The 17,415-nt window shown below is 59.5% G+C and carries 19 protein-coding genes; 9 read left to right on the forward strand and 10 right to left on the reverse strand.

From position 1 onward, the window contains the following. Positions 1 to 816, forward strand: a complete 816-nt coding sequence (locus HER32_RS00005; protein ID WP_168679489.1) for a 2,3,4,5-tetrahydropyridine-2,6-dicarboxylate N-succinyltransferase — start codon at positions 1 to 3, stop codon at positions 814 to 816. A gap of 236 nt (positions 817 to 1,052) precedes the next feature. On the opposite strand, the gene msrA is transcribed toward HER32_RS00005, so the two are convergent. After that, entirely contained in the window at positions 1,053 to 1,589 is a 537-nt protein-coding gene (gene msrA, locus HER32_RS00010; RefSeq protein ID WP_149072490.1) for a peptide-methionine (S)-S-oxide reductase MsrA, read from the reverse strand. Between the two features lie 271 nt (positions 1,590 to 1,860). Next, positions 1,861 to 2,751, reverse strand: coding sequence for a 3-hydroxyacyl-CoA dehydrogenase family protein (locus HER32_RS00015; RefSeq protein WP_149072491.1), 891 nt, complete (start codon positions 2,749 to 2,751; stop codon positions 1,861 to 1,863). Positions 2,752 to 3,067: 316 nt separating this feature from the next. Here HER32_RS00015 and HER32_RS00020 point away from each other — a divergent pair, with 316 nt between their 5' ends. After that, complete coding sequence (locus HER32_RS00020) at positions 3,068 to 3,235, forward strand: lmo0937 family membrane protein (protein WP_149072492.1); 168 nt, start codon at positions 3,068 to 3,070, stop codon at positions 3,233 to 3,235. 77 nt (positions 3,236 to 3,312) lie between these two features. Here the strand turns inward: HER32_RS00020 and HER32_RS00025 are convergent, their stop codons facing one another. Then, positions 3,313 to 4,047, reverse strand: coding sequence for a hypothetical protein (locus tag HER32_RS00025; protein ID WP_168679491.1), 735 nt, complete (start codon positions 4,045 to 4,047; stop codon positions 3,313 to 3,315). Positions 4,048 to 4,065: 18 nt separating this feature from the next. Continuing rightward, positions 4,066 to 5,688, reverse strand: a complete 1,623-nt coding sequence (locus HER32_RS00030; RefSeq protein WP_149072494.1) for an ABC-F family ATP-binding cassette domain-containing protein — start codon at positions 5,686 to 5,688, stop codon at positions 4,066 to 4,068. A gap of 265 nt (positions 5,689 to 5,953) precedes the next feature. On the opposite strand from HER32_RS00030, the gene HER32_RS00035 reads away from it, so the two are divergent. Beyond that, positions 5,954 to 6,424, forward strand: a complete 471-nt coding sequence (locus tag HER32_RS00035; protein ID WP_168679493.1) for a DUF4199 domain-containing protein — start codon at positions 5,954 to 5,956, stop codon at positions 6,422 to 6,424. Between the two features lie 147 nt (positions 6,425 to 6,571). Here the strand turns inward: HER32_RS00035 and HER32_RS00040 are convergent, their stop codons facing one another. Then, the gene (locus tag HER32_RS00040) at positions 6,572 to 6,790 is read right to left on the reverse strand and encodes a hypothetical protein (RefSeq protein ID WP_149072496.1); all 219 of its coding nucleotides are present in this window, start codon (positions 6,788 to 6,790) and stop codon (positions 6,572 to 6,574) included. 268 nt (positions 6,791 to 7,058) lie between these two features. Between HER32_RS00040 and HER32_RS00045 the strand changes: the two genes are divergently transcribed. Continuing rightward, positions 7,059 to 7,859, forward strand: coding sequence for a murein L,D-transpeptidase catalytic domain family protein (locus HER32_RS00045; protein WP_168679495.1), 801 nt, complete (start codon positions 7,059 to 7,061; stop codon positions 7,857 to 7,859). An 88-nt stretch (positions 7,860 to 7,947) separates the two neighbouring features. On the opposite strand, the gene HER32_RS00050 is transcribed toward HER32_RS00045, so the two are convergent. Beyond that, positions 7,948 to 8,142: a hypothetical protein gene (locus HER32_RS00050; protein WP_149072498.1), complete on the reverse strand. Its 195-nt coding sequence runs from the start codon at positions 8,140 to 8,142 to the stop codon at positions 7,948 to 7,950. 205 nt (positions 8,143 to 8,347) lie between these two features. Here HER32_RS00050 and HER32_RS00055 point away from each other — a divergent pair, with 205 nt between their 5' ends. Further along, positions 8,348 to 9,160: a M48 family metallopeptidase gene (locus HER32_RS00055; protein WP_149072499.1), complete on the forward strand. Its 813-nt coding sequence runs from the start codon at positions 8,348 to 8,350 to the stop codon at positions 9,158 to 9,160. An 84-nt stretch (positions 9,161 to 9,244) separates the two neighbouring features. Beyond that, positions 9,245 to 10,165, forward strand: a complete 921-nt coding sequence (locus HER32_RS00060; protein ID WP_232066323.1) for a diacylglycerol/lipid kinase family protein — start codon at positions 9,245 to 9,247, stop codon at positions 10,163 to 10,165. Here HER32_RS00060 and HER32_RS00065 read toward each other — a convergent pair. Together HER32_RS00065 and HER32_RS00070 are read right to left on the reverse strand one after the other, a co-directional pair. Further along, positions 10,092 to 11,336, reverse strand: coding sequence for a metallophosphoesterase (locus HER32_RS00065; protein WP_232066324.1), 1,245 nt, complete (start codon positions 11,334 to 11,336; stop codon positions 10,092 to 10,094). The genes HER32_RS00060 and HER32_RS00065 overlap by 74 nt on opposite strands. Positions 11,337 to 11,420: 84 nt before the next feature. Next, the gene (locus HER32_RS00070; protein ID WP_168679497.1) at positions 11,421 to 12,053 is read right to left on the reverse strand and encodes an LON peptidase substrate-binding domain-containing protein; all 633 of its coding nucleotides are present in this window, start codon (positions 12,051 to 12,053) and stop codon (positions 11,421 to 11,423) included. A gap of 206 nt (positions 12,054 to 12,259) precedes the next feature. Between HER32_RS00070 and mtgA the strand changes: the two genes are divergently transcribed. Continuing rightward, entirely contained in the window at positions 12,260 to 13,000 is a 741-nt protein-coding gene (gene mtgA, locus HER32_RS00075; protein WP_149072501.1) for a monofunctional biosynthetic peptidoglycan transglycosylase, read from the forward strand. Between the two features lie 330 nt (positions 13,001 to 13,330). Next, positions 13,331 to 13,768 (forward strand): YybH family protein, encoded by a 438-nt coding sequence (locus HER32_RS00080; protein ID WP_168679498.1) that lies wholly within the window; start codon positions 13,331 to 13,333, stop codon positions 13,766 to 13,768. Here the strand turns inward: HER32_RS00080 and HER32_RS00085 are convergent. Further along, a complete protein-coding gene (locus tag HER32_RS00085; protein ID WP_149072503.1) occupies positions 13,728 to 14,960 on the reverse strand; it encodes an App1 family protein in 1,233 nt (410 codons plus the stop codon). The two genes, HER32_RS00080 and HER32_RS00085, sit on opposite strands and share 41 nt — an antisense overlap. A gap of 135 nt (positions 14,961 to 15,095) precedes the next feature. Beyond that, positions 15,096 to 15,905 carry a M48 family metalloprotease gene (locus HER32_RS00090; RefSeq protein ID WP_168679503.1) on the reverse strand — a complete coding sequence of 270 codons (810 nt, stop codon included), beginning with the start codon at positions 15,903 to 15,905 and terminating at the stop codon, positions 15,096 to 15,098. Positions 15,906 to 16,168: 263 nt separating this feature from the next. On the opposite strand from HER32_RS00090, the gene HER32_RS00095 reads away from it, so the two are divergent. Continuing rightward, positions 16,169 to 17,284 carry a DNA topoisomerase IB gene (locus tag HER32_RS00095; protein ID WP_168679504.1) on the forward strand — a complete coding sequence of 372 codons (1,116 nt, stop codon included), beginning with the start codon at positions 16,169 to 16,171 and terminating at the stop codon, positions 17,282 to 17,284. Positions 17,285 to 17,415: the final 131 nt, after the last annotated feature.

A 17,415-nucleotide genomic window follows, 5' to 3' on the forward strand; every position in this document is an offset into this window, starting at 1 on the left:
ATGTCTGATCTTCGCGCGACCATAGAAGCCGCCTGGAACGACCGGAGCCTGCTGCAGCAAGCGGCTACCGTCGAGGCCATCAACACCATCATTGAAGAACTGGATAAAGGCCGCCTGCGGGTAGCTGAGCCCGTCGGCGACGACTGGCAGGTGAATGACTGGGTGAAGAAAGCCGTTATCCTGTACTTCCCCATCCGACAGATGGAAACCATTGAAGTGGGGCCATTTGAGTTCCGCGACAAGATGCTCCTGAAAACCGACTACGCCGGGCAGGGCGTGCGCGTGGTGCCACCCGCCGTGGCCCGCTACGGTGCCTATCTGGCTTCGGGTGTAATTATGATGCCCAGCTACGTGAACATCGGCGCCTGGGTAGGCGAGGGTACCATGGTCGATACCTGGGCTACCGTGGGTTCCTGTGCCCAGATCGGGGCCGGCGTGCACCTGAGCGGGGGCGTGGGTATTGGTGGTGTGCTAGAGCCCGTCCAGGCGGCCCCGGTTATCATTGAGGACGGTGCTTTCATTGGCTCCCGCAGCATTCTGGTGGAGGGCTGCCGCGTAGGCCGGGAGGCCGTTATTGGGGCTGGCGTTACCATCACGGGCAGCACCAAGATTATCGACGTGACGGGGGCTGAGCCCAAGGAGTACAAAGGCTACGTGCCGGCCCGCTCCGTAGTCATTCCCGGCTCGTATGCCAAGCAGTTTGCCGCCGGCGAATACCACGTGCCTTGCGCCCTCATCATCGGTCAGCGCAAGCCCAGCACCGATTTGAAAACGAGCCTGAACGATGCCCTGCGCGACTTTGGGGTGAGCGTCTGAACCACGGATTCTAGCGGATTTTTCGGATTCCACGGATTTTGTGGACGATTCTCTCTACTCAGTTTGTCATCCTGAGCGCAGCGAAGGACCTACTCACGTTGCACCGGCTTATGCTGACGCGAGAAGGTCCTTCGCTGCGCTCAGGATGACAGGTGCACTCACAGAAAAGCCTCGCAGTTGCGAGGCTTTTCTGTGCCGCAAATCGTCCACAAAATCCGTGGAATCCGAAAAATCCGCTAGAATCCGTGGTTCAGCTTCTCCCCAAACACGGCCTTCACCTTATCTACTTTGCTTTTCACCACAAACTGACAGTAAGGCTGGGTTTTGTTCAGGTTGTAGTAGTTCTGGTGGTAGGCTTCGGCGGGGTAGAAAGCCTTGAGCGGCAGGATTTCGGTGGTAATGGGCCCGTTGAAAGCATTAGCTTCGGTAAGTTTCTGCTTGTAGCCTTCGGCCAGGCGCTGCTGCTCCTCGTTGTGGGTGTAAATGCCAGAGCGGTACTGCGTGCCCACGTCGTTGCCCTGCTGGTTGAGGGTGGTGGGGTCGTGGGTTTTCCAGAAGATTTCCAGCAACTCCTCATAGCTGATAACGCTGGGGTCGAAGGTGATTTGGATGACTTCGTTGTGCCCGGTGAGGCCGCTGCAAACCTCCTTGTAGGTGGGGTTGGCTATGCGGCCGCCGGTGTAGCCCGATACTACTTTCTGTACACCGTTTAAATTCTGAAATACAGCTTCGGTGCACCAAAAGCAGCCGCCGCCAAATGTGGCTTGTTCCATACGAATAGGAGAGGGGAATTACGTCGAAAAGATACTCTATAAGCGTATTTCACCCCCGAAGGTTTCACTCCGGCGCTTCTCCACGGCCTACCCCAGCTCGACCGTGCCAGCTATTGTGGGGGTGTCGGTTCTACGTGGTACGCGGCTGCCGCTTGGTTGACCTAAGCCAATGCACCGCCGCCCAGGATAGCGGCCGGAGTCAGCTCGCATAAAAAAAGAAGCCCGCCGCCAACGGGGTTGGGGCGGGCTTCAGCTTACGAATTAGGGAAGGCTACTTACGGAACCGTTCGGCTACCACTAAGTCTTTGGAACCGGGCGTCCAGGCATAGAACCCCTCGCCCGACTTTACGCCCAGGCGGCCGGCCTGCACCATGTTCACCAACAGGGGGCACGGAGCATACTTGGGGTTGCCAAGGCCCTCATGCAGCACGCGCAAAATGGCCAAGCACACATCCAGCCCAATGAAATCGGCCAGCTGCAGCGGGCCCATGGGGTGGGCCATACCCAGCTTCATAACCGTATCAATTTCCTCCACGCCGGCCACACCCTCAAACAGGGTGATAATGGCCTCGTTGATCATGGGCATCAGAATGCGGTTGGCCACAAAACCGGGGTAGTCGTTGACTTCCGTAGGCGTTTTGCCGAGCTGGCGCGACAGGTCCATCACCTGGGCCGTCACGGCGTCGGAGGTAGCATATCCGCGGATAACTTCCACCAGCTTCATCACCGGCACCGGGTTCATAAAGTGCATCCCAATCACCTGCGCCGGGCGCTTGGTAACGGCCGCAATCTTGGTGATGGAAATAGATGAAGTGTTGGAAGCCAGAATAGCGCCGGCGGGGGCGTGGGCGTCCAGCTCCCGGAAGATGTTCAGCTTCAGCTCCACGTTTTCGGTGGCTGCCTCTACCACAATATCAGCCTGGGCCACTCCTTCGGGCAGGCTGGTATAGGTTGTGATGCGGCCGAGCGTGCTGGTTTTGTCTTCCTCCGACAAGGTGCCTTTCGTCACCTGCCGGTCGAGGTTTTTGCCAATGGTGCCCAGGGCTTTATCCAGGGCAGGTTGGCTGATGTCGATGAGGGCTACGGGGAACCCATGTTGGGCAAATACGTGGGCAATGCCATTGCCCATGGTGCCCGAGCCAATAACGGCTACTTGAAGCATACGAATAACAGGTTGGGTGGGAAGTACAGACCCGGCAGGGCTGCGGCCGCAAAGCTAGGGGGAAATCTGCCAGTCCCGCCGCCTAAAGCCGCAGGTTACCCGGCAAAAAAACGCCTTGCGTAAGGGGTATGGAACCAAGCGGTTTGCTGAAAGCCTGTGGTTAGCCTAAAAGAATTTTCTTATCGGTTTATATCCTTTTCCAAATACCCCCGTACAAATCCCCAAATCATCTTACTGCGGTTTTTGTTTTCACAAAATCTTGGGGTTCGATGGTGGTTTCTCTCCTCTCCTTTTCCAACCACAATTCACCTTCATCATGGGAAATCTCCTGTATATCATCGCCGTCATCCTGATCATCATCTGGGCCCTGGGCTTCTTTGGCGTATTAGGTACCGGAATTCAGGGTAACAACCTGATCCACATTCTGTTGGTTATTGCAATTATTGCCGTTGTACTGCGCCTGATTCGTGGTGGCACGGTGTAGGTAATTACACCAGTCATAACAAAAAAGGGCTGCTCTAGACGGGCAGCCCTTTTTTGTTGGAGAAAATAAAATAACGCCTATTTCAAGTCAAACAGAAAACTAAATCGTACGACAGGCTGGCCGTAAATATCGTTTATGCCGTCGTTGAAATTGTACAGCAGGGTAATGTCGCCCGCCGCCCGGTCGCCAAACTGCTGACGGTAGCCCGCACCCAGTAAAGGTGTATTTACCGTGGTTTTCCCTACGAAAACTCGGCCAGTATTGTCCTGGTACAGGGCTTCGGCACGCGTTACTTCATATTCACCGTGCAGGAAAAACTCCTGAAACACGATGAACTGCATAAAACCTTTCACTCCGAAACTGTTGGTGCTGAAGCCTTGGCCTTGTACACCCCGGGGCGGAGAGATACGGTTATAAGCATACGAAATGCCCGGTCCCAGGGCCAGTCGCTCCGTCACCCGGTACCCAATGGCCGGGGCTATACTGGCATTGAACTGGCTCCCGTAATAAGGGTTACTGCTGAAGCCCAGCCCAAAGTTAGAATACAGGAAAAACCGACGGGGAACCGTAGGTGCCTGCTGTACCTGAGACGGCGCGGCGGGCACGTTTTCGGCGCGCGGGGTGGCTTCTGCAGGCACGCCTTCGGGCTGATAAACCGGAGCGGGCGTCGGCTGGTTACGGGCCGGGGCCGTTGGCAGGCTCGTGTTCAGCTGCGGCTTGGTAGAAGTGCTATCTGTGGTTTGGGCCGCAACGGTAGGGGCCAGCCAAAGGCTGGCCCCACCGAGGAAAAGGACAAGAGCTAGTTGTTTCATAGGAAAGCTACAACGTGCTTACGACACCAGCTGGTACATGCGCTGGCGCTGCGTTTTGATATTCTCGTCAGCAAGGTACTCCTCGTAATCCATGCGCCGGTCGATGATGCCGGTGGGCGTCAGCTCGATGATGCGGTTGGCTACGGTTTCCACTACCTGCAAGTCATGGGAGGCAAACAGCAACGTGCCGTTGAACTCCTGCAGGGAGTTGTTCAGGGCCGTAATGCTTTCGAGGTCGAGGTGGTTGGTGGGGTCGTTCAGCACCAGCACGTTGCCGGCTTCCATCATCATCTTGGAAAGCATGCAGCGCACTTTCTCGCCCCCACTCAGCACGTTGGATTTCTTCTGCGACTCTTCCCCCGAAAACAACATGCGGCCCAGGAAGCCCCGGATAAAGGATTCATCCTTCTCGGTGCTGTACTGCCGCAACCAGTCTACCAGGTTGAGGTCGGTGTCGAAAAACTCCTCATTTTCCTTGGGGAAATAGCTGGGCGTGATGGTGGTGCCCCACTTAAAGGAGCCCGAATCGGCCTTGATCTGCTCAAACAAGATGTCGAACAGGAGGGAGGCGGCCCGGTCGTCGCGGCTGATGATGGCCACCTTGTCCTTCTTATCAAGGGCAAAGGACACGTTCTTGAAAATCACCTGCCCATCTACCGACTTACTCAGGTTTTCTACCGTGAGCAACTGGTTGCCGGCTTCGCGCTCGGGCTTGAAGGCAATGTAGGGGTACTTGCGTGAGGAAGGCTTGATTTCTTCCAGCGTGAGTTTCTGTAGCAGCTTCTGACGCGAGGTAGCCTGCTTGCTCTTGGAGGCATTGGCCGAGAAGCGGCGTACAAACTCTTCCAGCTCCTTGCGCTTGTCCTCAGTCTTCTTGTTTACCTCCTGGCGCTGCCGCAGAGCGAGCTGCGACGACTCGTACCAGAACGAGTAGTTGCCGGGGTACATGGTAATCTTCGAGAAGTCCAGATCGGCCATGTAGTTACACACGGCGTCCAGGAAGTGACGGTCGTGGCTGACTACAATCACGGTGTTCTGGAAAGAGTCGAGGAAGTTTTCCAGCCACAGCACGGTTTCGGCGTCCAGGCCGTTGGTGGGTTCGTCCAGCAGCAGCACGTCGGGGTTGCCGAACAGGGCCTGGGCCAGCAGCACCCGCACTTTGTCGGAAGTGCCCAGGTCGCCCATCAGGGTGTGATGCTTGTCTTCGCCGATGCCCAGGCCGGAAAGCAGCTCGGCGGCTTCGTATTCGGCGTTCCAACCTTCCAGGTCGGCAAACTCGCCTTCCAGCTCAGCGGCCCGCTCACCGTCGGCGTCCGAGAAATCGGCCTTGGCGTAGATGGCATCTTTTTCCTCCATCACCTTCCACAGGCGCGTGTGGCCCATAATCACGGTCTGGAGCACGGGGTGAGCGTCGTAGGCAAACTGGTTCTGCTTGAGAACCGAAAGCCGGGCGCCCTTAGGCATATCTACCGAGCCGGTATTGGGCTCAATCTCGCCCGAGAGAATCTTCAGAAACGTGGACTTGCCAGCGCCGTTGGCACCAATAAGGCCGTACACGTTGCCGGGCATAAATTTGATAGTGACGTCTTCAAACAGGATGCGCTTGCCGTAGCGCAAGCTAACGTTGGTGGTGCTGATCATAAAAACAAGAAGGGTCGAACGCGCAAAGAAGCCTGCCGGCGTAGCAGCGCGCAAAAGTACGCAAAAATGGCTGGGGCTCCGCGCGGTAACGCGGCTGACGCATTGCTAAAGCCGTATCCAGTAAAAAAATGACAGTGTACCCAACACCAAAGCTTAGGACCACCGTATAGATAAAGCAGCCGGCGCCAACTCCCTGGTACTGAACACGCCAGCCGCCAAGGGTAGTTCCGGTTGGTCGTTTTTCACCTTTTTACTGCTTTGTCCTATGGCTGTTTCTCAGATTACGCCCGAAACCAATGGGGTTCGATATGGCCTGCTTACGGCAGGCGGCATGGTGCTCTACTTTTTGCTTGCCAGCCTGCTGCAACTCACCGGCCGGATCGAATTCAGTTACCTGAATGCCGTCATCCTGACCATTGGGATTTGTATGGCCATTGCCCGCTACCGTCGCTACCGCCATAACCGCATGCCCTACTTGCACGGCTTTGGGACGGGCATTATCACGGCCATTGTAGCGTCCGTTGCGTTTGGCTTTTTCTTTCTGGTGTACGCCGTCATCAATCCTAGCCTAATGGAGCAGCTCCGGGCCAGCGACCTGTTCGGCTTCGACCTGTCCGTAACCATCTGCTTTCTGGCCATTCTGCTGCAGGGAGGTATGTCGGGCGTCATCATCTCGCTGGTAGCCATGCAGTACTTCAAGAGTCCTGATCATATGCCCATGCAAGGCATAGAGTAGCCCGCAAAGAGACAGGCCGCTTGAAAGCCGGGACGGAAAAAGCGAGTTTCCGCCCCGGCTTTTGCTATGAGTGCCTCGCCAACGTGCGTCAGATAATCCCTCAGAAGCTCAGTGTCCCACGGCAGCCGGTAAGGCCGGCTTATGGTACTACTGAGGCCGTACGTTAGGCATCAGAATTTCCGTTACGAGACCCAAAGGGTCGAAACGCAGCGTGAGGCGCCCGGCCTGCGCGTGTGGATGACCAGGGCTGCACTGAGCTCCGGGCAACACGTAGTAGGTATAGACTTTTTCCGTTTGAGCAGAAAGCTCTACCTCATCAGGGCGGCCCAGCAGCTGGTCAATAGCATCAGTATGGACTCGGTACAAAGCGTCCCGGTTTTTGGCTAGTACCGCAAGCTGCCCTTGGCGTAGCCCCCGGCACGCATACACATCGGACCGCCAGGTGGCGGCATCGAAACCCGGAAGCGTCGGGACCCGGTGGCCACAGCTGCCAAGCAGCAGACCCAGAAAAAGAACAAGACAAACCCGCATACGGAACCAGGGCTAAAAGCATGGCGTTGGAGCCACGTTGCAAAACTAGTAATTTGGCGGTGCCGAACCCTTGGCGTCGGCCGAAAGCAAAGCGTAGATGACTATGAAGAGAATGGTAGGGCGGTTGAGCGTATTTGTATGGATAGTGAGCCTGCTGAGCAGCGCAACGGCGGTAGGCGGTTCGCCCGCGTATCGGGGCAATCCACGCACCGTTACGCTCAGTGAAGTACAGCGGGCCTTTTATCAGGCGGCATTCGAGCAGGAAGTGTTGCGCACCTATACTGCAGCGCAGCTGGCCCTCACCGGTCTTCGGCCGGATGTTTACCGGCAAGCTTTGTTAGGCTACTATAATCTGCAAAACCACGGGTCGGCAGCCGCCGGGGCGTCGCTTACCATCATCGACTTTGACCTGCCCAGCCGGCAAAAGCGCCTGTGGGTAATTGACGTCCGGCAGAACCGCCTGCTGCACCACACGCTGGTAGCACACGGGAAAAACACCGGCGAAGACGTAGCCCGCACCTTTTCTAATCGCAACGGGTCGGAGATGAGCAGCCTGGGCTTTTACGTAACCGGGCAACCTTACACCGGCAAGCATGGCCTGTCGCTGAAGCTCCATGGCATGGATGAGGCCTACAACTCCCGGGCCGCTGAGCGGGCGGTGGTGGTACACGGGGCCGATTATGTCAGTGAGCAGTTTGTACGCCAGCACGGGCGCCTGGGCCGGAGCCAGGGCTGCCCCGCACTGCCAGTGGCAGAGGCTCCCCGCGTAATCCGGACGCTCAAGGCCGGCTCCGTGGTATTTGCCCACGCTCCCCAGCACGTTACCTACTCATCCTCCTGGCTGGGCATGGACTCTGCCCTGGCTAGCTTTGCCCGCATCAAGGGCCTACAAGTGGCCGGGTAAGGCCCCCCTGTTTGCCCAGCGTAACAACGCCAAGGCCCCGCCGGAGATGCTAACTCCGGCGGGGCCTTGGCGTTTTGGCAAGGGGTAGCTACGACCGGTCGCCGGTCGCTTTTACCAAGTTGATGCCCGCTGAAAAGAAGATCAGCCCGACGATGAAGGGCACCAGCGAATTGATTTTGCTTAACGACACGCCGCCAATGTGCAGGAAGCCCAGGGCCGCGTAAATGATGCCGACAATGCCCAGGATGGTGAGGATAGCGCCGAAGGTGCGTTTCTGATTCATAAGGAAAAGGGAAAGGAGGAGAGAGACCAGCTAGTAGGAATGCTGCCGCTTGACAGCCTGCGCCCTCTACGCAAAACCCGCGCGGAAGGTGACAACAGGGCCACTTACGGGTCTTCGCAACCCTGCCTTCCGCTTCGCGTTACACTGCAAACCCTGGCCCGCGGGCTGGCGGCTACTCTCTTCCACGCATAATCCTTCCCTACCCATGAGAGGCAACCTTCGCTACCTCATTGCCCTGATTGTCGGGGGCTTTTCCTTAATTACCTACTACTGCAACCGCCAAACCAACCCCGTTACCGGCGAGACTCAGCACGTGAACATGACCACGGAGCAGGAAATTGCCCTGGGCCTGCAGGCAGCGCCCGAAATGGCCCAGCAGTACGGCGGCTTGTACCCCGACCAGGAAGCCCAAAACACCATCGACCGGATTGGCAACGCCATTATCCAAGGCTCCCCCGCGGTACGCTCCCCCTATAAATTCGACTTTCACCTGCTGGCCGATGACCAGACCATTAACGCGTTTGCGCTGCCCGGCGGGCAGGTGTTCGTCACGGCGGGGCTGGTGAAAAAGCTCAGCTCCGAAGGTCAGGTGGCCGGGGTCTTGGCCCACGAGATTGGCCACGTCATTGAGCGACATTCGGCCCAGCAGCTGGCCAAGTCGCAGCTCACGCAAGGGCTGAGCGGGGCCGCTGCCATCGGCATGTATGACTCGAACCGGCCGGGGGGCTCTATTGCCAATGCCGCCATTGCCGCCGCCATTGCCAAGGTGGTATCGTTGCGCTTCAGCCGCGAAGACGAGCTGGAAGCCGACCGCGTAGGCGTAGACTACGTGGCCGATGCCGGCTATGACCCCCGTTCCCTGCTGCAGGTCATGCAAGTGCTGGAACAAAGCGGTGGTGGGGGCGGAGGCCCCGAGTTTCTGCAGACGCACCCCAACCCCGGCAACCGTACCCAGGAAATCCAACAGGAAATTCAGCGCCGCTTTCCCAATGGGGTTCCGGCTGGCCTGAAGCCGTAACCCGATTTCGGTACTACTTTCGGTGCTGGCTGGCGGTAAGCCAGCCAGCATTTTTTTGCCCATTCCCGCTTGTTGAACTGCCCTATGCCTGCTTCTGATTCATTACTGCTGCGCACGCTCCTGTTTGTGCTGAATCCTATTTCCGGTGACCTCGATAAAGCGGGGCTGGAACACCAGGTTGCGGCTTATTGCCGCGAGCATGGGCGCACGGCGGTTTTCTTTCACACCACGGGCAAAGATGATTTAACCCGACTTCAGCAGTTCATCCAGAAGCAGCCGGTTGATGCGGTGTTTGCCGCCGGGGGCGACGGTACCGTGAATCTGGTGGGGGCTGCCTTGGCGGGAACGGCTATGCCGTTGGGAATTCTGCCCCTGGGCTCCGGCAATGGGTTGTCGAAGGACCTAGGAATTAGCCAGGTGCTGGAAGAAGCCTTACCGCTGGTTTGGCAGCACGCCGTCCGCACCATCGATACCTTGCGCGTGGGGGGGCAGTTTGCCGTTCACCTGGCCGATCTGGGCTTTAATGCCTTGGTGGTGGCGCGGTTTGCCGAAGGCGGTACCCGCGGCCCCGGCGCCTACGTGCGCATTGCCATGCAGGAATACCTAACGTACGAGCCGGCGGTATACCACATCGAAACCGACCGGGAAACCTACGAGGGCCCGGCCTTTATGCTCACAGTAGCCAACGCCAGCACGTTTGGCAGCAATGTAGTCATCAACCCCAACAGCCACCTCGACGACGGGGAGTTTGAGCTGTGCTTGATTGAGCCCTTTCCGGCCACGGCCGCGCCCGGAATTCTTTACCGCCTCTACACCGAAGGATTTGATGAGTCGATGTACACGCGCCGTTTACGCTGCCGCAAGGCTGTCATTTCTATTCCCCAGCAGGAGCGCGCCACGGTGCAGGTAGACGGGGAACCGTATGAGCTGGCTATGCCCCTCGAAATCGAGATTTTTCCGCAAAGCCTGCGGGTGCTGGTGCCAGCGGAAGCTTTGAACGCGTAAGTGGCCAGCGGAACACCTCTTGTACCGCTCCAGGGCTGGTACCGGGCTCCAGGGCCCGTAGCCATACTTCCTGGTTATCGTAGAAGTCCAGCACAAAGAAGCCTTTGTGCTCGTGCACGAAAGCCGCGTGCCCGCCCTGCTGCACAAAGGCCGTTTTGCTGCCCGCCCCGCTGACTAAGTAGTGCCCACCCTGCTGGCAGAAGTACTGCAGGTTGTGGTCGTGCCCGGCGGCGTAAATGATATTGGGGAACTGATGCAGCACGCGCAGCAGGCGGCGCCGCAGGTGCCGGTAGCGGGGGTGGGCCATGTCTTCGGCGGCGCCCACTACTTTGCGGTATACCGGGAGCATCGAGCCCAGGATGGGCAAAGGCAAATAGGCCCGCTTATGCACGGTGGTCAGCGGAAACAGGTGCTGCCGGGCCGTGAATTTCCCCCCATGAATAGCATTAGAGTACAGCGGATGGTGACCGGCCACAATCACCTGCTGATGCTGATTTTGACGGAGCAGCTGAAGCAGCTCCTGAAACGGAGAAGTGCCTTCTGGCGGGAGAGGGCGTGCTCCTTGCTGCACCCACCACTGCGTGTTGAGCACCACCAAGAGCACGCCGGGGGCCAACTGGCGCGTAACGGGGCCAGGGTAGCCATCGGCCGGTAAGAAGTGGGCGGCGGGCAAGTGTTTCTGCACCAGAGCCTGCTGGCGCAAAACGTAGTCCAGGCCGTTTGGGCGGCCCTTGTTCCAGTCGTGGTTGCCACTGAGGTAAATCACCTGGCCCGGATATAACTCAAAGATGCGAAGCTGGGCCAGGAGGCGCTGTTCGGCTGCCGGCCGCCGCGGCGAGTGCTGGGGCGGAATGCCTGTGGGGTATACATTGTCCCCGAGTAATACTACGGCGCTGTTCTCCCCGGCAGTCTGGAGCCAGTCCTGCAGGAGGGAAAGCACGGGGTCCATGCCCGTGGTGGCCACGGCCCCGGTATCCCCGATTAGGGCTACCTGAAAGCGGCGGCTGGCCGGTGGTGGAGGCGTGGCCTCGATCCAGGCCCGGTAGTGGGGAGCCACCCATACCCGGCGGCGGTAGCCCCGCTCGCGCCAGTGGCGCAGCAGCAGCCACACGCTGAGCAGCGCCACCAAAGCGGCTGCCACGTACCCCAAGGCAAAGAAGGCAGAATTCACAGGCCGAAATAGTTTACCATACCGGCCTTATACGCGGAATAGCGCGCAAAGCCGGAAACCAGGGACTCAACTGCCAGCGCAGCCTTAAAAAGCGGGCGGCGTGAGGTTTTTAAAGTGCCCATTAAGCCGGGCCCGCTCCTTAAGCCGCTCGGTTTCGAGCAGGATGGGGAGCACCTGCTCCAGGTGCTCGGCAATCATTTCCTGGCGCTCCAGCTCACTGGTAGCGGCCAGCAGCTGGTATTCCTGCTCCGTACTCAGGCCCAGGTGGTGCCCCAGGTCGTAGGAGCGGTAGTTGATGGGCAGGCGCTGCAGCAGCTGGCGCAGGCCCAGCACGTCGTAGAGCTGCTGAAGGCAGTGCTGAATGCGTACCCGCAGTTCCGGGTCGGGCGTGTTGTCGTCGGGGATGGCCTCAATGGTGCCGGCTGCGTAGAGCTTGCTGGGGGCTTCCCGGAAAAACTCCCGGATGCGAAACACGCTCATACCCTGCGTGCGAATGTCCATTTCGCCCGAGGGGTAGGTTTTCTCCACGCTCAGAATGCGCATTTCCGTGCCTAGCTCCCGCATTTGTTCCGTGAATAGCGGAATGCCAAATGTGAGGTTTTCCGCCAAACAGTCGTGCACCAACTGGCGGTAGCGGGGCTCAAAGATGTGCAGGTTGAGCTTCTCACCTGGGAACACCACCAGATTGAGGGGGAAGAGTGGCAACAGACGGGGCATAGAAAAACAGGCAGGGCGCGAGTGGCAGAAAAATAAGGAAATTCCCGCCAAGGGCAGGTAAAACGACTAATTTCGCCCGGCTCGCCGGGTAGGTGGCGCCCAGCCGGGGCGCACAACCAGGAAAAGAAGCGTCACCGGCGCTTTGTTTTCGTCCGCGTGGCGGATTCTCACCATACGCATTCCCCATCTTACCCATTCCCTTTCCTGTGGCTGATTTCAAACTATACTGGCGGCGCGGCTGGCAGCTGGTGCTGCAAGTGGGTGCTTCCTTGCTGCTGACCACGGTGGTGTGGGTGTTGCTCTACCGCTGGGTGTCGCCGCCCGCTACCTGGCTGATGCTGGAGCGCCGCTCGCACCGGCCCGAAGGCTACCAGCACCTGGAGGACGAACGGCAGGTGCAGTACAGCTTCGTGTCGATGGAGGAAGTGTCGCCGCAACTGCCGCTGGCTTTGGTCGCCGCCGAAGACCAACGCTTTCTGATTCACCACGGCTTCGACGTGGAGGCCCTCAAAAAAGCCGCCCAGCGCAATATGAAGGGCGGCAGCAAGCAGCTGGTGGGCGGCAGCACCATCAGCCAGCAGGTGGCCAAGAACGTGTTTTTGTGGAACGGCCGCAGCTACATTCGCAAGGCCGCGGAGGCGTATTTTACGGTGCTTATTGAGCTATTTTGGAGCAAGCAGCGCATCCTGGAAATGTACCTGAACGTGGCCGAAATGGGCGACTGTACCTTCGGCGCCGAGGCCGCAGCCCAGCGGTACTTCCACAAGTCGGCCGCCAAGCTCACGCCCTCCGAAGCGGCGCTGCTGGCGGCCATCCTGCCCAACCCACTCCGGTTTCGGGCGGCTAGCCCTGGCCCGCAAACCCGCGCCAAGCAGCGCCGGGTGCTGCGCAACATGCGCCGCTTAGGCGGTACGCGCTTCGTCCAGCAAGTACTCGCACAGGAATAAGGGGCACCGGAGCGAAGTCACCCCAGCCCTCCGACCATGGTCGGGCCCCCGGGATTCCGCCTCCCAACCTTCCGCCAATTGTCGCAGCTCTGGTATTCCGCCTCCCAGCCTTCCGACAATTGTCGGAGCTTGGGGATTCTGCCTCCCGAGCTTCCGAACATGGTCGGAGCCTCGGGATTCCGCCTCCCAGCTTTCCGCACATGTTCGGAAGGCTGGGAGGCAGTAGCGGGGCTATGGCAATGGGTTGGGAAGGCTGATGCACCGTGGCCGGAACACAGGTGCCGTAGCCGCCTTATCTTGCGGGGCTTACTCTTATGTCCGCCGTTCTGTATGCGTACTTCTTACCGGGCCCTGGTGCCCATGCTCCTGCTCGCCTCGGCCTGTGCCACCACGCGCCCCACGGCGGCCCGCCAGGACATCCTGCAGGTGCTTTCCACCCAAACTGCCGCCTGGAACCGCGGTGATGTGGCCGGCTTCATGCAAGGCTACTGGCAGTCCGACTCCCTGATGTTTATTGGTAAAAGCGGCCTCACGTACGGGTGGCAGCCCACGCTGGACAACTACCGGCGCAGCTACCCCAGCGCGGAAGCTATGGGGCAGCTCACGTTTTCCAACCTGCGGGTGCAGCCGCTCAGCCCTACCGCCGCGCACGTGGTGGGGCGCTGGCACCTGGCCCGCCCGGCCGCCGGGGACCTGAGCGGGCACTTTCTGCTGGTGCTGCGCAAGCTTAACGGCCGCTGGGTGATTGTGGCGGACCACTCGAGCTAGCGGTAGGCGGCAGCGGGTGGGTGCCGCCCTGGTCGCGGGCCGTGGTGGGGTCGTCGGAAGTGGCTTGGTCTTTGGCTTTTTCCTGCTCCACGGCGGGCACGGCCTCCGTAAACACCAGTCCTTGGGCAGCGGCGTGCTGGGCGGCGGCCACTGTATCCTTCACCAGCAGCATTTCTACTTTCTCGCCCCGCAGCTCCTGCGAAACGCGCTCCACCATGGCCGAGCGCTCCGGCAGGTTTACATCCCGGATATAGATAGCCAGAATGCGGCCCGGGTGGCGACGCACCACTTCCCGGTAGATGTTGGCATCTTCCTGCCCGCTGTCGCCAATGAGCACAAACGGCAAGGTGGGATACGTGAGCAGCACATTGTCGATTTCCTTGAGCTTGTGGCCGTGGTGGGAGGAGACCTCGCCGCTGGACTTGCCTTTGAGGGCCATGTCGCGCAGCAGAATAGGTCCGGCCGGAATATCGTTCAGGTGCAGGAAGTCCTCCAGCAAATCAAACAGGTTCCAGGGGGAGCTGCTCACGTAGAAGAAGGGGTTGTTGCGCTTGCCGTTGCGCCCCAGCTGGAGCTGTCGGTAAAACTCAGCTACGCCCTCAAAAGGCAGGCGCGAGCGGGCGTTGCGCAGCAGCACGATGCGGGCCATGCGCAGCAGATCGGTGGCCGCGGTCTGGATAACCGTATCATCCAAATCACTGATGATGCCATATTCCGCATCGGCGGGCGGAATCATCACCCGGGCCGTGGCCAGCAGCGGGGCAGTAGGCACCGGAATGCGCGGGGGAGGAGCCAAGAGGCGCACGTCCACGGGGTACCACATAAAGTGCTCCGGGTCGCGCAGCTGCTGGGGCGCCAGGTTCAGGGTAAAGTAGCCTTCCTCGTCGGTGGTAATAGGGTGCTGGGTACCGTCGCCGGGCTCGATGCTTAGCTGGGCGCCGGGAATTTCGGTGCTTTCAAACCGCCGGTACATGTTCAGCATATTGCGCAGGCGCGAGTCCTCGTCGGCGGGCTCCCCAATGCCGCGGTCGGTGAGCAGGCGGCCTTTCACGTAGAGCCGCTCCGGGGTACCGTAGCTGCGGTAAGGAACCAGCTGCAGCGGGTCCAGCAGGCGCAGGCGGATACGGGCCCGCAAGGCCAAATCGTCGAGGTTTTCGCCCCAGTCACTGAGCCGTTGTAAGAAAGAAGCCATAGGCGAAGTTGGAAAAAGCTGTGGTAGGCAGTACGGGCCACTGCCGCCCGCAAGTTACACCGGGTCCGAAATGGAAACCGGCCCGGCGCCCAGCAGACGCTGGGCACCGGGCCGGAAGCCCACGGAGAAAGTGAATTATAGAATGCGCTTCAGCTCGTCGAAGTTGGCGTTGCTCACGGTGCGGCCGGTGCATTTCAGCTCCGCAGCTTTGGCCTGGATGTCGGTTATGCGGCTGCCGGGGTCGGGGTGGGTGCTGAGAAACTCCGGCTGGGCGCTGCTGTTTTCCTGGGCTTTGATAAAGAAGCCGGCCGCGCCGTCGCAGGCATATTGAGTAGGATTGAGGTACACCACGGAGTACGCATCGGCTTCGCGCTCATAGTCGCGGCTGAACTTCAGCTGCCCCAGGTTGGCGGCCACCACGGCCAGCTGGTTGGGGTTTTCGCCCAGCACTAGGCTCAGCAGCACCGAAATGCCGTACTGCTGCTGCAGGGACTTGGAGGTGTGGCGCCGGTCGGCGTGGGCAATTTCGTGGCCGAGTACTCCGGCCAACTGGCTTTCATCGTCGAGGAACTTGATGAGGCCGGTAAACACGTAGATGTGGCCCCCGGGCGTGGCAAAGGCGTTCTGGATGTTGTCGTCCTTGATGATTTTGACGTCCCAGGGAAACTCGTTGCGGTAGGTGAGCTGGCCCGAGTTCAGCACTTTATTGACAACGCCATCGAGGAGCTGGTAGGCGCGGGCGTTTTTGCTGTCGGTGCGCTCCAGCAGCTGGCCTTTGGCCCGGTAGGTGGAGTCGGTTTGCTCGGCTACTTTTTCGCCCAGGGCTTTGTCGTCTTCCACGGAAAACAGTAGCCGGTCACCGTTTTCATCTTTGGCGCAGGAGGAAGCACCCAGGGCCACCACGAGGGCCAGGAGCAGGGAGGGTTTGTACAAGAGGCGTAGCATGGGCAAGAGAACAGGGGGAAACAAAGCAAGTCGTAGAAAAAGCGTGCCAAAGCAGCCGGAAGCCGATACGCACCGAATCGGGCTGGTGTTGCTTTCCGTGCAGGTTTTGGGGTAGGTCGCACAGATTCAGCAGGAAAAATTGCGGGCAGTAATGCCGCGTAAGGGCTGCGCGGGCCGCGCGCTGGGGGGCTTTGCTACCTTCTGCCCGCTTCTGCGTACAGTCCTTGTCCAGCTTCCCTCACCCCAGCTGGCTGTTGTTTGCTATGACCAGTACCTCCACGGCCACCCCCCGGCCCAAAGTCAAGAAAAAGCACCTGCTCCCGCAGGAAGATGCGCATGAGCTCTACAAAGACCCCGCCCGGCAGGCCGAACTGGCGGGCCTGCGCTACTACGCCGACACGCGCCCCGGCCTCACCCGTCAGCCCGGCCCCGACGGGGCATTTCGCTACCTCGATGCCAAGGGCCAGCCCGTAACCGACGAGAAAACCCTGGCCCGCATCAACTCCTTCGTAATTCCGCCGGCCTGGACGGATGTCTGGATTGCGCCCACCACTACGGCCCACCTGCAGGTAACCGGCCGCGACGCGAAGGGAAGAAAGCAGTACCTCTACCACCCGGCCTGGGGCGAAGTGCGCAGCCTCACCAAGTTTAGCCGCCTCCGGGCCTTTGGCGAGAAGCTGGCCGACCTGCGTCAGCAGCTGCAGCAAGACCTGAAGCGCCCCAAGCTGGATAAGCAGAAGGTGGTGGCCGTGGTGCTCACGCTCATGGACCAGTCGTTTATCCGCGTCGGCAACAAGGAGTACGCCAAGAAAAACAAGAGCTACGGCCTTACCACCCTGCGCGACAAGCACGTGCAGGTAGAAGGCGCCGATGTGCGCCTGAGCTTTGTAGGCAAGAAAGGCGTGGCCCACGACGTGACCCTGCACGACCGAAAACTGGCTCGTCTGGTGCAGAAGTGCAAGGAAATTCCCGGCCAGCACCTATTTCAGTACTACGACGCAGAGGGGCACCGCCAAGAGCTGGAATCGGGCGACGTGAATGACTACCTGCACCGCGTTACGGGCATCAGCCTCTCGGCTAAGGACTTTCGAACCTGGGGCGGTACCGTGAAAATGGTGGAGTGCCTCGAAAGCATCCTGCACGAAACCCCGGACCTACCCAAAGAAAAGGTGTTGAAGTTGGCGGTGAAGGACGTGGCCAAAGGCCTGGGCAACACGCCCACCGTGTGCAGCAAGTATTACATCCACCCCCAGGTAGCCCAGCTGTTTGCGTCGGATAAGCTTATCGACTACCTGCGCCGCCACGACGCCGACCCCACGGAGCAGGACCTGCTGACGCCCACCGAGCACATGGTGCTGGATATGCTGGCCACTTGTTAATGTGCTGCGCTTCGCTAAGGTGAAAAATGTGCTGATGTGCTAAGGTGAGACCATGTGAGAACTATAGCATTGCACGACGGCAACCAAGCAAATTCGGCCAAAACAGCTGGCAAAGCCATAAAATGTGAAAA

The sequence above is a fragment of the Hymenobacter sp. BT18 genome (assembly GCF_012273015.1).
Lineage (GTDB): Bacteria > Bacteroidota > Bacteroidia > Cytophagales > Hymenobacteraceae > Hymenobacter > Hymenobacter lutimineralis.

Bases quoted from the DNA above. Each gene is read 5' to 3' on its own strand.
- HER32_RS00035 (WP_168679493.1), top strand. From the start codon at position 5,954: ATGGCTGTTTCTCAGATTACGCCCGAAACCAATGGGGTTCGATATGGC.
- msrA (WP_149072490.1), bottom strand. From the start codon at position 1,589: ATGGAACAAGCCACATTTGGCGGCGGCTGCTTTTGGTGCACCGAAGCT.
- HER32_RS00060 (WP_232066323.1), top strand. From the start codon at position 9,245: ATGCCTGCTTCTGATTCATTACTGCTGCGCACGCTCCTGTTTGTGCTG.
- HER32_RS00090 (WP_168679503.1), bottom strand. From the start codon at position 15,905: ATGCTACGCCTCTTGTACAAACCCTCCCTGCTCCTGGCCCTCGTGGTG.
- HER32_RS00025 (WP_168679491.1), bottom strand. From the start codon at position 4,047: ATGAAACAACTAGCTCTTGTCCTTTTCCTCGGTGGGGCCAGCCTTTGG.
- HER32_RS00055 (WP_149072499.1), top strand. From the start codon at position 8,348: ATGAGAGGCAACCTTCGCTACCTCATTGCCCTGATTGTCGGGGGCTTT.
- HER32_RS00070 (WP_168679497.1), bottom strand. From the start codon at position 12,053: ATGCCCCGTCTGTTGCCACTCTTCCCCCTCAATCTGGTGGTGTTCCCA.
- HER32_RS00020 (WP_149072492.1), top strand. From the start codon at position 3,068: ATGGGAAATCTCCTGTATATCATCGCCGTCATCCTGATCATCATCTGG.
- HER32_RS00015 (WP_149072491.1), bottom strand. From the start codon at position 2,751: ATGCTTCAAGTAGCCGTTATTGGCTCGGGCACCATGGGCAATGGCATT.
- HER32_RS00005 (WP_168679489.1), top strand. From the start codon at position 1: ATGTCTGATCTTCGCGCGACCATAGAAGCCGCCTGGAACGACCGGAGC.
- HER32_RS00045 (WP_168679495.1), top strand. From the start codon at position 7,059: ATGAAGAGAATGGTAGGGCGGTTGAGCGTATTTGTATGGATAGTGAGC.
- HER32_RS00095 (WP_168679504.1), top strand. From the start codon at position 16,169: ATGACCAGTACCTCCACGGCCACCCCCCGGCCCAAAGTCAAGAAAAAG.
- HER32_RS00085 (WP_149072503.1), bottom strand. From the start codon at position 14,960: ATGGCTTCTTTCTTACAACGGCTCAGTGACTGGGGCGAAAACCTCGAC.
- HER32_RS00080 (WP_168679498.1), top strand. From the start codon at position 13,331: ATGCGTACTTCTTACCGGGCCCTGGTGCCCATGCTCCTGCTCGCCTCG.
- HER32_RS00030 (WP_149072494.1), bottom strand. From the start codon at position 5,688: ATGATCAGCACCACCAACGTTAGCTTGCGCTACGGCAAGCGCATCCTG.
- HER32_RS00050 (WP_149072498.1), bottom strand. From the start codon at position 8,142: ATGAATCAGAAACGCACCTTCGGCGCTATCCTCACCATCCTGGGCATT.